Source organism: Acinetobacter lwoffii, assembly GCF_024129855.1.
GTDB lineage: Bacteria > Pseudomonadota > Gammaproteobacteria > Pseudomonadales > Moraxellaceae > Acinetobacter > Acinetobacter lwoffii_L.
On sequence record NZ_JAMXXC010000014.1, the window covers coordinates 63,132 to 77,156 of the forward strand.

The window sequence follows — 14,025 nt, forward strand, 5'->3', positions numbered from 1 at the left end:
AATTTGCATGAGTTTTTTTTATATAAAAATTCCACCGAAATTCAAGTACTCACCAAGCTTCTCGGATAAGTTTTGGTAAGGATTAGGCTGAAATTTGGCTTTTGGCTTATAATAGCTTTTAAGTTTATTTGGAATTTCATGTGTGAAGATCATATTTGCAGGCACACCAGAATTTGCAGCGACTGCATTGGCTGCGTTGCTTAGAACCGAACATGAAATTGTGGCGGTCTATACTCAACCGGACCGCAAGGCCGGACGTGGACAAAAGCTCACGGCATCTGCGGTGAAGCAGTTAGCGCTTGAACATCATCTTTCGGTCTATCAGCCTTTACATTTCAAGTCATCGACTGAAGAAGGTCTGGCGGCGCAAGCGGAACTTAAAGCCTTAAATGCAGATGTGATGGTGGTGGCAGCTTATGGCCTGATCCTGCCACAAGTAGTTCTGGATACGCCAAAATATGGTTGCCTGAATATTCATGGTTCGCTGTTGCCACGCTGGCGCGGTGCAGCCCCGATTCAGCGCGCGATTGCCACTGGCGATGCCGAGACCGGTGTAACCATTATGAAAATGGCAGCCGGTCTGGATACCGGGGATATGATGTATAAAACACGATGTCCGATTACTGCCGAGGATACTTCTGCCAGCCTGCATGACAAACTGGCGCTGCAAGGTGCTGAGGCGATTGTGGCCGTGCTTGAATCGGAACAGACCTTACAGCACTATCTTGAGATTCGCGAAGTCCAGGATGAAAGCCTGACGGTTTACGCGCATAAACTATCAAAAGCTGAAGCACAAATTGACTGGACCCAGCCTGCAGCAGCCATTGACCGTAATATTCGTGCTTTTAATCCATGGCCGGTGGCATTTACCCCACTGGATGACAGCAACAATTTACGCATCTGGAATTCCTCGCTTTCTACGCAAAAGACAAGCAATGCCCTGCCTGGTGAAGTAATTGCTCTGGATAAAGACGGCGTGCATGTAATGTGTGGCGATCAAAATGCCATCTGTATCACCAATCTGCAATGGCCAGGCGGCAAAGCCCTGAATGCTGTTCAAATTAATCAAACTCAAAAACTATCGGTAGGATATAAATTCGCATGAGCCAAATTCAATCATCAGCTAAAAATTTGAATTTGCGCGCGCAAGTTGTAAAAACCCTATTGGCTGTACAAAATGGCCAATCACTTGCTTCTGTACTCAATCAACATATCAACATTGTGTCTGAACGTGACCGTGGTCTGTATCACGAGTTAACTCTAGGCTGTTTACGTCAGTGGCATGGCCTGAAAGCCATCACCCTGCCGCTCTTAACCAAACCTCTCGATAACCAGGCGCTAGAAAGCTGCTTATATTTGGGTTTGTACCAGATTCTATGTACCCGTATTCCGGCACATGCTGCGATTTCAGAAACCGTAACTGCTGCCAAACAGCTGGGCTTTGAACCTTTAAGCGGTCTGGTCAATGCGGTGCTGCGTCGTGTTTCACGTGAAACAGAAGAATTTGACCTGGCTTTAAATCAGGCGCATGGCCTGCCAAGCTGGCTCTACAAGCGTTTAAAGAAAGACTGGCCGGAACAGCTTGCCGAACTGTCACATGACTTGAAACAGATTGCACCGCTCACCTTGCGTGTCAATGTCAATCAGGTCAGCCGTGATGAATATCTGGAAATTCTGGAAGAAGAAGGCTATGAGGCACGTGCCTGTACTCTTTCCGAAGTTGGTATCGTTCTGGAACAGAATGTGCATATTCCGAACCTGCCAGGCTATGAAGCCGGTGGTTTCTCGGTTCAGGATGAACATGCTCAGCTGTGTGCGACCTTGCTTCCTGACCTTGAAGGCAAAGTCGTGGTCGATGCCTGCGCCGCTCCGGGTGGTAAGACTGCGCATATATTGGAAAAATATAGCCCGAAAAAGCTGTATGCGATTGACCAGGATGCCAAACGTTTAGTCCGTGTGGCAGAAAATCTGGAACGTTTACTATTAACTGAATATGCCGACGTTGAAATTATCGCGGCTGATGCGATCACTTGGACAGCACCTGAGTCGGTGGATTGTATCGTGCTGGATGCACCATGTTCCGCAATTGGTGTGATCCGTCGTCATCCGGATATTCGCTTGCTACGTCACTCTACAGATATTCCGCAAACGGTACAGCTGCAAAAGCAGATTCTGGAAAATATGTGGCAGCAACTGAAAGTTGGCGGTACGTTGCTGTACATCACCTGTTCAATTCTAAAAGCCGAAAACGAACAGCAGATGGTCGAGTTCTTTGCTCAACATGCCGATGCCAAAGAAATCAAAATCGAAGCCGATTGGGGTATCGAACAGATTCATGGTCGTCAGTTGTTGCCGAAAGCAGATCAAGGCGACGGTTTCTTCTATTGCCGTATAGAAAAAACTGCATAAGTCATGTGTTTAAAATGAAAGGCAGCGCAAGCTGCTTTTTTTATGGCGCGTGATTTAGTGAATATATGGCTTATTGAATAAACTTAAAAATCACCAGACTGCTCGCCAAGGCAGCCATGCCACTCACCAATCCATAGACCGTTTCATGCCCTTCAGAATAGCGTTTCGCCGTTGGTAATAATTCATCTAATGCCAGATAGACCATCACCCCGCCAATCACCCCAAAGATCAGGCCATAAACGGTTTCACTCATATAAGGTGCCAGAATAAAATATCCCAAGGCTGCACCCAGAGGCTCGGCCAGACCCGAGACTAGACTGGCCCAGAGGGCATAATCTTTACGGCCCGTGGCCATATACACTGGTAAGGCAATCGCGACGCCTTCTGGTACATTATGAATCGCAATTGCCACCGCCAACGGTGCGCCCAAAGCCGGGCTTTCCAGCGTGGCAAAAAACGTCGCCAGTCCTTCCGGCAGGTTATGTGCGCTAATCGCAAACAGCGTCAGCATGCCGGTACGCAGTAATTGGGGTGAACTGACGCCCTTGGCAGAATGGGTTTCAATGGTGTCATGTGGATTCGGCACAAAGCGATCCAGCAACAACACCAGAACTACGCCCAGTAAAAAAGCAAAAGTGCCAAAGGCAAAACCGGTTTTTTCATCAAAATCTAAGCTAAAGGACGCGATCGATTTGTTCAGAATTTCGGTTAAAGAGACATAGATCATGGCCCCGGCAGCAAAGGCCAGACCAAAGGCCAGCAAACGGAAATTAGGTTTTTTTAAGAATAATACCAGTCCCCCACCCACCACGGTGGCCAGCCCGGCAAATAAAGTCACGGCAAAGGCTGTATAGACTTGTCCATCTGAAACGGAAATCATGTCAAATCATCAGCCATTAAAAAAGTCATTATCATCAAGGATGATAATGACTTCCATTTATGGTAACAGTAGGTTTATGTGAAGATTTTTAGTCTTCTGGTTCTTCCGGATTTTTTGCCAGATGAATCACAGCCAGTACCAGACCACCCCATAATAAAACGATGGAGATGATCATCATGATTAGTGCAGATGTATTCATAGTCGCTCTCCTAGCTGTGACGGTCTTTGATCAGGCTGAACAGAATGGCACCCAGAATAAAGAATGCCATCACTCCTCCGCCTACCATCCATAGGGTACTGGCAGTATAGCCACCATAACCTTCTGCCATGATCGATTTCAGGGTCAGGCCCAATGCCAGCAATAATGACAACGGCGTGATCACCGTCAGCATGAAGTTCCAGCTCGTACCTAGTTTCACGCTGGCAAACTCATTCACATGGCCTTCCAGCTGTTTCATTAATGGACGACGGAACCACGACAACAGAATAATCGATAACAGACCACCACCAACAATACCGATGTTATTGGCAAAGTAATCGATGATATCGACAAAGGTAATGGCACTATGTGTCGAGAACATCAGGGTAGAAATCACCGCTGAACCACCCGCAATAATCGTCACTGACTTGTTCTTTGACCAGCCCAGTTTGTCTTGGAACGCAGCAATCGGAACTTGCAGGATGCTCACCATCGAGGTAATACCCGCCACCGTCAATGAACCAAAGAACAGGAAACCGAACAGGTCACCACCTGCACCTAAACTGGAAATGATTTTTGGAAACGCAATAAAGGCCAGACCAATACCGCCAGACACCACATCTTCAACTTTAGCGCCTGAACTGAACGCCATAAAACCAAGTGCTGCAAAGACACCAATACCCGCCAGGATTTCAAAAGACGAGTTAGCCAATGCCACCACAATGCCTGAACCGGTCAGGTTAGTTTTGCGTTTCAGGTAAGATGCATAGGTCAACATGATCCCGAAGCCCACTGACAATGAGAAGAAGATATGACCAAAAGCGGCTAACCAGACTTTATAGTTGGCCATCGCTTCCCAGTTCGGCGTGAAGAAAGCATTTAAACCATCGACTGCACCCGGTAAACGGACTGCCTGAATCACCAGGATCGTGAATAAAATCACCAGCAATGGCATAAAGATTTTATTCGCCAGTTCCACCCCACGGCGTACTCCACCGTAAAGAATCAGCATGACTGCTGCCCAAACGACCACTAGACCAAAGAACAGCACAGGTACAAAACCGAGAGTCAGACCCTCACCATTTTGTAGGTAAGTATTGAAGAAGAAGCCCTGGGTATCTGTGCCCCACTGCTGTCCAAAGGAATAGAACATATAACTGCCGGCCCAGGACAAGACGCTGGCATAGTAAATCCCGATCACCAGAGTGACCATGACCTGCCACCAACCCAGGGATTCGGCATTCATGAGTTTTTTATAGGCCATAGGCGGCGCTTTGCGGAACTTATGTCCGACCGCATAATCTAAAAACAATAAAGGTAAACCTGCTGCGAAAATCGCAATCAGATAAGGGATCAGGAATGCCCCGCCGCCATTTTCATAGGCAACATAAGGGAAACGCCAGATATTCCCCAAGCCAACGGCGGAACCAATCGCTGCAATAATGAATCCTGATCGTGCGGACCAATTCTCACGAGTTTCTGTCATAGAACACCTAAACTTTTAACCCCTTTAGATGCTGCTTGTTATGGTTATGGCGCAAGCAAAAAAAGAAGCATTTTCAATAATTTTGGGTGTTTGAATTAGAGGGCACCTTGTGGGCGTCGAATTCTAATGTACAAACAGGTCAGCAGGTCTTACATCTTGCTTAAAGTCTGATCGAAAAACTGACCTTGTAGATGATTCAACAATACTGACTTTTTTAAATTTTTTCTGTAAATTCTGCTTAAAATATTCGTTATTTATAATCTATTCGAATTAAGCGTTCAATAATTCTGCGAAATAAGCCAGATTAAACAAGTTATATATTGACAAACTTTTTGGAATATATTTTTTCTTAAGTTTTACTACAGGGTCGCTGTTTTAAAAAATGTATTGCAAGACTCTAATCCAGCATCTGTTTTTAGATCATTATTGGACGATGAAACAGCTTATAGTAAGGCGCGTGACCAAGCTGTGATATGGGAAATCAAAGTCTCTCATGGAACTTTAACCTCTTTAAAAACCGGCTCAGATATCACAAGCAGATTTAAAAACCAGCCACCTGTGATATCGAAGCGATGAATATTCTGAACTTAGGCTTTAATCACCAGCATGCGCTCTTCCTGCATGTCGCGAATGGCTGACTGAATCCCTTCACGGCCCAGACCTGAATCTTTAACCCCGCCATAAGGCATGTTATCGACTCGGAAAGATGGAATATCATTGATGATGACACCGCCCACATGCAGATGATCCCAGGCATACAGCATCTTGTTCAGATTCTGAGTATACACTCCAGCTTGCAAGCCAAAACGGCTGCGGTTGATACAGGCAATACCGGATTCGAAATCAGCATACGCTTCCAGAATTGCCACCGGGCCAAAGGCTTCATCACGATAGATTTCCAGACTGTGGTCTACATTTTCCAGCAAAGTCGGTGCGAACATCACGCCATTCAATTCACCTCCAATCAGGATTTTCGCATCTTTTTTCACGGCTTTATCCAGCCATTTTTTTAGGCGCTTGGCTTCATCTTCCTTGATCATCGGGCCGACCAGCGTTGTGCTTAAATTCGGATCAGCGGCTTTAATCGTTTTCAGTTTTGCCAGCAGTTTGTCCTTCACTTCAGCATAAATCTGCTGATGCACCAGAATGCGTTGCACACTGATACACACCTGTCCGGCATGGTTATACGCCCCACCAATCAAACGGTTAATCAAGGCATCATTAATTTCGGTATCCGGCTCAATCATGACAGCAGCATTGCCACCCAGTTCCAAGACCACTTTTTTACGACCGGCACGCGCTTTCATATCCCAACCAACGGCATCGGAACCGGTAAAACTGAGTAATTTAAAACGCTCATCGGTGACCAGTAGATCAGCCAGCTCTCGCGGACAGGGCAATACCGAAAACGCACCTCGCGGTAAATCGGTTTCCGCCAGAATTTCAGCAATTTTTAAGGCAGAAATCGGGGTCAGGCTAGGTGGTTTCAGTACAAAGGGACAACCGGCTGCAATCGCAGGAGCAATTTTATGCGCGGTCAGGTTTAAAGGAAAATTAAACGGACTAATCAAAGACACTGCACCAATCGGCACCTGTTTTACAATGCCCCGATAACCGGATGCTGCCGCAGTCACGGCCAAAGGCAGCATACGTCCCTGATCAACCTGGGTCACGGCATCTGCGGCAATCTGAAAGGTATTAATCAGACGCTCAACTTCGGCTTCAGCTGCTTTACGCGGTTTGCCCCCTTCTGCAATCAGAATTTCGGTCAGTTCTTCATGAATCTCACGAAAACGGCGTACGCAATGCAGCAGAATTTTCTGTTTCTGAAACGGCTCCAAGGCAGCCATTTCGGCTTCAGCATCTACGGCAGACTGAATCGCCTGTTCCAGTGTATTGGCATCAGCCAAGGCGACACGGGCATACAGTTCGTGGTTATATTTATGTTTGACCTCTAACCATTCACCCGTCTGAACGGCCTGACCGGCGACATATAATGCATACTCTTTCGTTTGTTGTGTGCTTCTCGCTACCATCTTATTGTCCTGCAAAATCCAAGGATATACATTTTTGAAATTCTCTATATCATGCACTTGCTACTCCATATTAAGAAGATGTTTTTAAGTAACCAGACACCTCCAATTTTAATAAAGCTTTAGGGAATAGAGCCATGCGCGCAAAAATACTCACCACCTTATTCTTCGGTTTTGGACTCAGTACGCTCAGTCATGCAGATATAATCGGCGTGAAAGCAGATCTCAGTTACTGGGATTTTGACGGCTATAGTCAGGATAACAATTTCAAGCATGAGCTAGATCGACAAGGTACAGCGCAGCTATCTGTCGCTGTAGAACATCCTGTGCCATTGTTACCAAATGCCAAGATTAAATACGTCAATCTGGACAGCACCAGCGAACAGAGTTCTCCTGTCAATGCCTCAGATATCGAGCTGAACAATATTGACTATATTCTGTATTACGAATTGCTGGATACCATTGTGCATGCGGATATAGGTGCAGGTTTAACCAATCTGGATGGTACGGTGGAAAACCGGACTGCCGGCGCTTTCACGCAATACGATCTGGATGAATATAGCCCACTGCTCTATGCAACAGCCGGGGTTAAATTGCCCTTTACCGGTATGAGTGCCAAAGCAGAAGCGGTTTACAGTCGCGGCAGCGATACCCGAAAAACCGACGTACAGGCAGAATTGCAATATGATTTCATTGATAATCTGCTGGTCGATGTCGGTGCCAAAATCGGTTATCGCCTCATGCAGGTAGATTTTGAACAGGATCAACGTCCAGACTTACAGCTGGAATTTAAAGGCCCTTATATCGGCTTAGATATACATTTTTAATGCAATACAACCGGTTAAGTTTGCACAGTTTAATTTCTCTGCGCTGATGTAAGCCAAAGCGTACAGCAATAACCGCAATCTGCTGCTAGTGCGCCACCGGGATGTGTATTACTTTATAAACATAGAGAGCAGGATGCTCCAGAAGACCTAAAAACAAGAATAACATCGCAACACCAGGACGTGAGGTACGACAGGAGTTATACCTAAATCACGAGATACGAAAAAGCCCCGACAGGATGTCGGGGCTTTTTTTTCTGCCTATTATTTTATTTATCATTGCTTAACAGTTCCGAGCTAAAACTCCAACATTGTAAGAATCCCCTTGTTGTTAAGCTAAAAATCCTCACATTTTTTGGGAACAGCAATCATGGTAAAAAAGGTCCTCTTTATTACATCCAATCAAGGCATTGAACATGATGAACTCACTGAGCCTTTAAATTTTCTAAAGTCCAAAGGTTTTGAAGTGATTCATGCTGCCGAAAAAAATGAAGATGTCGCGACGGTCAAAGGTGATACCAAAGCTGCCACCCAATATACGCCGGATACCAGTCTTGAACACGTCGATCTGAATGATTATGATCTTTTGGTGATTCCCGGCGGTACAGTCAACGCGGATACCTTGAGAATCAATCAGGATGCGCAAAAAATCATTCAGCATTTTGCCGACAATCACAAACCGATTGCCGCGATCTGTCATGGGCCATGGACTTTGATTGATGCACAGCGTATCAAAGACAAGAATCTGACTTCCTATAAGAGCATCAAGCTGGATCTGGAAAATGCCGGCGGGAAATGGGTCGATGAAGAAGTTCATCGCTGCAATACCGGTGACTGGGTACTGATTACTTCACGCAATCCGGACGATTTGCCGGCTTTCAATGAAGCGATTTTAAAAGAACTTGAAGGCGATGCTGCCTAAGCTCATACCATAAAAAAAGAACCTCAGCATTGAGGTTCTTTTTTTATATTCAGACACCACCGGCCAGACTTTTCAGATAAGCCACCACCTCTTTATTGCCGGCCATTTCTGCCAGTTCTAAAGCAGTATTTGGACTACGATGCGCAATATCTGCGCCTTTGCTGACCAAGAGTTTGACCACTTCCAGATGATCATTTTCAGCGGCAGCCTGTAAGGCGCTATAGCCTTCTTCATCGGCGGAGTTGACGTCCAGACCTTCGTGTAGCGCCTGCTCGACCTGTTCAACATCGCCTAAAGATGCCCAGTACACCAGTTCAGGAAGATGCAGTTCGTCATCATCTTCAGGGATTGGGGAGATTGAATTGAGTTTCATAATGAGATCAAATTTATTATTTATTAATAAATATTTTACAATGTCAAAAAGTTAATTTCTATTGTATTTCATTATGAATATTATCTAATCTGACGGTCTGTTCTTTAATTTGGGACAGTCTTGTATAGTTACCTACAACTGCTAAACCTAAAATACTGATAATCAACCAAGCAGTCCAATCTGCTAACTCCACTACATCGTTAGCTTCTATGTCAGACCAATATGCTCTATGTAAAGCTTTAGATCTTTTCTTATACATTTTTTTAATTTTAGATTTTACCTCTCTATAATTTTCAATATCATGGATTCGATAACCACCATATACCAATATACAGGCAAGACCTTTTGCATTTGATTCAGATATTTCATCTTGTGTAATAGAGAAGAAGCACTCAATACATGACCATAATTTAATAAATTTCATAGTATCATTATTATCTTTTGTAGCTTCACAAAACCAATATACAGATTTAATAATCGCATCTTCTACTTCGGTTTTTAATTCTTTTTCTAAAATAGTAAAAAACTCATCAAAGAATAAATTGGTTTTAAAGTATTTTAATATTTCTAAATCAATTTCAGCATTGGAAAATTTAGGAAATGAATAAGAAAAACTTCCATATTGACTTTCGTTTGCCCACTGTAAACGAAGGTTACGAGATTTATGGCTAGAAGAAGAATTTAAAGCTTGAATCCTATAATTTAATATTGATTTTTTATTTATAGTTTGCAAACAGATACTCAAAAAACTAGTAATTAGATTAGCTTTGTAATCAAATTTATATTCTACCTGCTTCTTACTTCCTGTTTCACTTCCACAAATCCATAGATAATCTTTCATCATCTCATAAAAATCAGCTTCTTCTTTTCCATAGGCTTTAAGAAATGTTGAAAAATCAGAAGAAATTATTTTATATTCTCCACAGTTTAATTGTTCTATGCCGTTAAGCTTTATACCTTCACAGCAGTTAATATTATTAAATACTCTTATTTCTTTCTTTGATAACTCATAGACATCATCTATCATATTTTCTGGAGATTTTTTATTCAGGATATAGTCAGCATATATTTTTTTAACATTAGAGAAAATCTCAGAAAAAGTGATGTAATCTTCTAAATCATAATAAACAATCAATTCACTGGTGATGGACCTTAAAGTGTTTCTTGTATCAGTAGTAATGAAAATTGTTTTTTCTTTTGATAAAGTCAGCTCTTGTCCAAAATAATCATCAAGATTTTTTATATCATTAAAGCTATTTATCTTTACGAAAGCTTGCAACTTAAACAATGAGTTAACCATTCTTTGCAATATTCTTTTAGCTTTACTTCTATTCATAAAATTTATTAAATTTAAAGTGTATATATCATTCTAAATAGTATACCTCTTATAAAAAAGCCCCCTTTCGGAGGCTTCTTTTTAAAACTCAAATTCTTAAGCTTTAGACACTGCTGGCTCGACTGAACCAATCTTTTCAGATTCATCGTCATGCATGATCAAGGCAACCGCAATTGCAGTGATCAGCACCGGCAAACCGACTGCCATAAAGTTGAAGTAAGCAGGCAGGTTCATACCCAGTAAGCCACCAATCAGGATTGGGCCTACAATCGCGCCCATACGACCAATCGCAGAAGACCAGCCAATACCTGTTGAACGTACTGCAAGTGGGTAGAACTGCGCCACATAGCTATACAGCAACATTTGCGAACCAATTGACGCTGCACCAGCCAGGAACACCAAAATGTAAAGCAAGAACTGGTTAGATGCAAAGCCCATTGAGCTCATTACAATCGCACCCATCATGCCCAGAACCATCAGTACCGGTTTCAGGTGGAAACGATCCGCCAGAATACCACCACCGACAATACCCACAACCGCACCAACGTTCATCACCATCATGAACATCAAGCTGTTGTCCATCGAGTAGCCCGCTGCCATCATTAACTTCGGTAACCAGCTGCTCAGTGCATACATGGTTAACAGACAAGTGAAGAACGCGACCCAGAATAGTAAAGTATTGACCGCACGACCACGACGGAACAAGCTCACCACGTTGGCTGCTTCAGGCACATTTTCCTGTGGCAAAGTGAAAGTCGTATTCTCGGTAACAGTCAGATTTGGCGCCAAGCGACGTACAATACGACGAGCTTCTGGCTGCTTGTTCTGCTTCACAATAAATGCAAGCGATTCAGGCAGGAATTTCCAGATTACCGGCAATAAAAACAGTGGAATACCCGCGATAAAGAACATGATTTGCCAACCAAAACTTGGGGTAAACCATGAACCCAATAACGCAGCCATTACGCCACCGACCGCATAACCACTAAACATGGTGGTCACCAGGGTACTACGCATTTTTTGTGGGGCATATTCCGAAGTCAATGCCACCAGGTTTGGCATTACGCCACCAATACCAAGACCGGCAAGGAAACGTAAAATACCGAATTCGGTTGGGTTTGAAGCAAAGCCGCCAGCAAAAGTTAAACCACTAAATAATACAATACAGATCATGATCACTTTCTTACGACCGATCTTGTCCGCTAGGGAACCAAAGATCATCGCACCAAACATCATGCCGGCCAGTGCGGTACTTGCAAGCATTCCGGCCTGCACTGCACTTAAGCCCCAGTCTTGCATCAATAACGGTAAAACTACACCATTGATTGCGAGATCATAGCCATCAAATAAGATAATGAGTAAACACCAAGCAACTACATTGAAGTGGAAAGGCGTGAATTTCGCATTATCGACTACAGAATTTACATCTATTTTTTCCGTTGTCATCGTTCTCATCTCCCATGAGTACTTGTCCATAACATCTTGTTGAAGACTGAAGTCAATCTTCAATGTCAGGCAATATACGCAAGCAGGATTTAAGGCACAATAAGACTAATTGATATTCTGCTATGCTCTCGGAAATGTCATTTATTTGCGTGATATGTCACACTATTATTAATATAAACTTTTGAATAATTGATGTTTATTTTTTAATTCGCCCAATATTTAAGCTCTATTAATCCGCTTATTCTTTTGACCAATTGAATATTGATTTAATTTCATACTAAAGATATGAAAAAGCCCCTTTAAGTAAGGAGCTTTTTTAACTGAGTAGGTTAATTACGAGAGTTTAAATTTTGGCTGTTTTTAATTTTTTCACCATCACGCGACCAGGTTGTGGCTTACGAATCATTGAAATAGCGATGATACCAATAATACCTGGCATTGCTACCGCGATAAAGTTCCATTTATGTGGTAACTCCATACCAAGTAGCATACCAATCACGATTGGGCCAACAATTGCACCTGTACGCCCTACAGCAGAAGCCCAACCAATACCAGTAGAACGTACTGCAACAGGATAGTATTGAGCAACATAGCTATATAACAAGATACTGGTACCAATAGATGAGGCACCTGCTAAACTCACAAGTAAATAAATAACAGGGGTTGGAGAATTAAAGCCCAAACCAACCAGAGATAGTACACCGACAGTTAACATACTCATAAGAACAGGTTTAAAGTCAAAACGGTCTGCCAAAATACCACCGCTAATGGTTCCGATCACGGCACCAATATTCAGTGCTAATAAGAACATTAAACTGCTACCTAAAGAATATCCCGCTGCCATCATCAGTTTTGGTAGCCAGCTTCCAAGTGCGTAAAGCATGAGTAAGCACATAAAGAAAGCAATCCAAAATAAGAATGTTCCTGTGGCACGATTTTCTGTAAATAAAGCTTTTACTGATGCACTTTGGGTCTGATCAGCGCTAGCTAGAACCAGTTCAGTATCTTCTTGTATGTCTGCAGTTGGCTCGACTTGCTTTATAAAACGACGTGCTTCATTCACTTTTTGTTCTTTAACTAGGAAAGTTAAAGACTCAGGTAAGAACTTCCAAAAAAATGGAACAAAAAGTAATGGAATACCTGCAATGAAGAACATAATTTCCCAACCAAAACTTGGTGTAAACCATGTACCGCATAATGCAGCCATAATACCGCCCACCGCATAACCACTAAACATGGTGGTTACCAGTGTGCTTTTTAAACGTTTAGGTGCATATTCAGACGTTAAAGCGACTAAGTTTGGTAATACACCACCAATCCCTAAACCAGCAATAAAACGTAAAATACCAAATTCTGTTGGATTAGTGGTAAATCCACCTAAAAATGTAAAAGCACTAAATAAAGAAACACAAATCAAGATAACTTTTTTACGACCAATTTTGTCTGCAAGCATCCCAAACAGCATGGCTCCAAACATCATGCCAGCGAGTGCTGTACTTGCAAGCATGCCTGCTTGAACAGCACTCATGCCCCACTCTTGCATAAGTAGAGGCAGAACGACACCGTTAATTGCTAAATCATATCCGTCAAATAGGACAATAAACAAACACCATAATACAATGCTTAAGTGAAATTTAGTGAATTTTGCCTGATCAATCACATCATTCACACTTACAGTGTTTGCTACTCGCTTCATGTTTTCTGCCATTTTTACTCACCTCCTGTGAGTTTTTTTCGTTGTTTTCAGCACGACACATGACCCTAACTCTTATTTATTATTTTTAATGATTCTTATCGCCATGTCTTCGCAACAACTTAGTTCAACACAGCTACTTTTCATGCAATATCCGACTAAAGTCTTACTTATTCCTTAAAAATCTAAACCCATGAGTCTAGTTTTTAATCAATATTCAACAATTCCAAGAGCTATTTGACCAAAACCCACGCATAAAAAAACACCCCCTATCATTTGACAGGGGGTGTTTCGAATAATGAGCTGGCGATGACTTACTCTCACATGGGTAATCCCACACTACCATCAGCGCTAAGAGGTTTCACTTCTGAGTTCGGGAAGGGATCAGGTGGTTCACTCTTGCTATGGTCGCCAGCACAACTGG

The 14,025-nt window shown here is 42.9% G+C and carries 12 protein-coding genes and 1 rRNA gene; 4 read left to right on the top strand and 9 right to left on the bottom strand.

Going from position 1 to position 14,025, the window contains the following annotated elements; genetic code table 11:
* The first annotated feature begins 142 nt into the window (after nucleotides 1-142).
* Both fmt and rsmB read left to right on the top strand, forming a co-directional pair.
* On the top strand, nucleotides 143-1,105 hold the full coding sequence (gene fmt, locus NI465_RS11225) for a methionyl-tRNA formyltransferase (protein ID WP_253145352.1): 963 nt from the start codon (nucleotides 143-145) through the stop codon (nucleotides 1,103-1,105).
* Nucleotides 1,102-2,409: a 16S rRNA (cytosine(967)-C(5))-methyltransferase RsmB gene (gene rsmB / locus NI465_RS11230; protein WP_253145354.1), complete on the top strand. Its 1,308-nt coding sequence runs from the start codon at nucleotides 1,102-1,104 to the stop codon at nucleotides 2,407-2,409. The genes fmt and rsmB overlap by 4 nt, the downstream gene beginning before the upstream one ends.
* Before the next feature lie 70 nt (nucleotides 2,410-2,479).
* Here the strand turns inward: rsmB and zupT are convergent, their stop codons facing one another.
* The 4 genes from zupT to NI465_RS11250 form a co-directional block, all read right to left on the bottom strand.
* The gene (zupT, locus tag NI465_RS11235; protein WP_005108262.1) at nucleotides 2,480-3,289 is read right to left on the bottom strand and encodes a zinc transporter ZupT; all 810 of its coding nucleotides are present in this window, start codon (nucleotides 3,287-3,289) and stop codon (nucleotides 2,480-2,482) included.
* A gap of 88 nt (nucleotides 3,290-3,377) precedes the next feature.
* The gene (locus tag NI465_RS11240) at nucleotides 3,378-3,488 is read right to left on the bottom strand and encodes a methionine/alanine import family NSS transporter small subunit (RefSeq protein WP_004647694.1); all 111 of its coding nucleotides are present in this window, start codon (nucleotides 3,486-3,488) and stop codon (nucleotides 3,378-3,380) included.
* Nucleotides 3,489-3,498: 10 nt separating this feature from the next.
* Nucleotides 3,499-4,974, bottom strand: a complete 1,476-nt coding sequence (locus NI465_RS11245) for a sodium-dependent transporter (RefSeq protein WP_253145355.1) — start codon at nucleotides 4,972-4,974, stop codon at nucleotides 3,499-3,501.
* Between the two features lie 587 nt (nucleotides 4,975-5,561).
* Entirely contained in the window at nucleotides 5,562-7,010 is a 1,449-nt protein-coding gene (locus NI465_RS11250; protein WP_253145357.1) for an aldehyde dehydrogenase family protein, read from the bottom strand.
* A 134-nt stretch (nucleotides 7,011-7,144) separates the two neighbouring features.
* Here NI465_RS11250 and NI465_RS11255 point away from each other — a divergent pair, with 134 nt between their 5' ends.
* Nucleotides 7,145-7,834 carry a TIGR04219 family outer membrane beta-barrel protein gene (locus NI465_RS11255; RefSeq protein WP_253145359.1) on the top strand — a complete coding sequence of 230 codons (690 nt, stop codon included), beginning with the start codon at nucleotides 7,145-7,147 and terminating at the stop codon, nucleotides 7,832-7,834.
* Between the two features lie 367 nt (nucleotides 7,835-8,201).
* Entirely contained in the window at nucleotides 8,202-8,753 is a 552-nt protein-coding gene (locus NI465_RS11260) for a type 1 glutamine amidotransferase domain-containing protein (RefSeq protein ID WP_005264505.1), read from the top strand.
* A 49-nt stretch (nucleotides 8,754-8,802) separates the two neighbouring features.
* Here NI465_RS11260 and NI465_RS11265 read toward each other — a convergent pair whose 3' ends face one another.
* The 5 genes from NI465_RS11265 to rrf all read right to left on the bottom strand — a co-directional run bounded on the left by NI465_RS11265 (nucleotide 8,803) and on the right by rrf (nucleotide 14,017).
* Complete coding sequence (locus tag NI465_RS11265) at nucleotides 8,803-9,126, bottom strand: ankyrin repeat domain-containing protein (protein ID WP_243475240.1); 324 nt, start codon at nucleotides 9,124-9,126, stop codon at nucleotides 8,803-8,805.
* 58 nt (nucleotides 9,127-9,184) lie between these two features.
* Nucleotides 9,185-10,414 (bottom strand): HEPN domain-containing protein, encoded by a 1,230-nt coding sequence (locus NI465_RS11270; RefSeq protein ID WP_253145361.1) that lies wholly within the window; start codon nucleotides 10,412-10,414, stop codon nucleotides 9,185-9,187.
* A 144-nt stretch (nucleotides 10,415-10,558) separates the two neighbouring features.
* Entirely contained in the window at nucleotides 10,559-11,908 is a 1,350-nt protein-coding gene (locus NI465_RS11275; RefSeq protein WP_253145363.1) for an aromatic acid/H+ symport family MFS transporter, read from the bottom strand.
* Nucleotides 11,909-12,251: 343 nt separating this feature from the next.
* Complete coding sequence (locus NI465_RS11280; protein ID WP_005094821.1) at nucleotides 12,252-13,616, bottom strand: MFS transporter; 1,365 nt, start codon at nucleotides 13,614-13,616, stop codon at nucleotides 12,252-12,254.
* 286 nt (nucleotides 13,617-13,902) lie between these two features.
* Nucleotides 13,903-14,017 (bottom strand): 5S ribosomal RNA (gene rrf / locus NI465_RS11285).
* Between the last annotated feature and the right edge of the window lie 8 nt (nucleotides 14,018-14,025).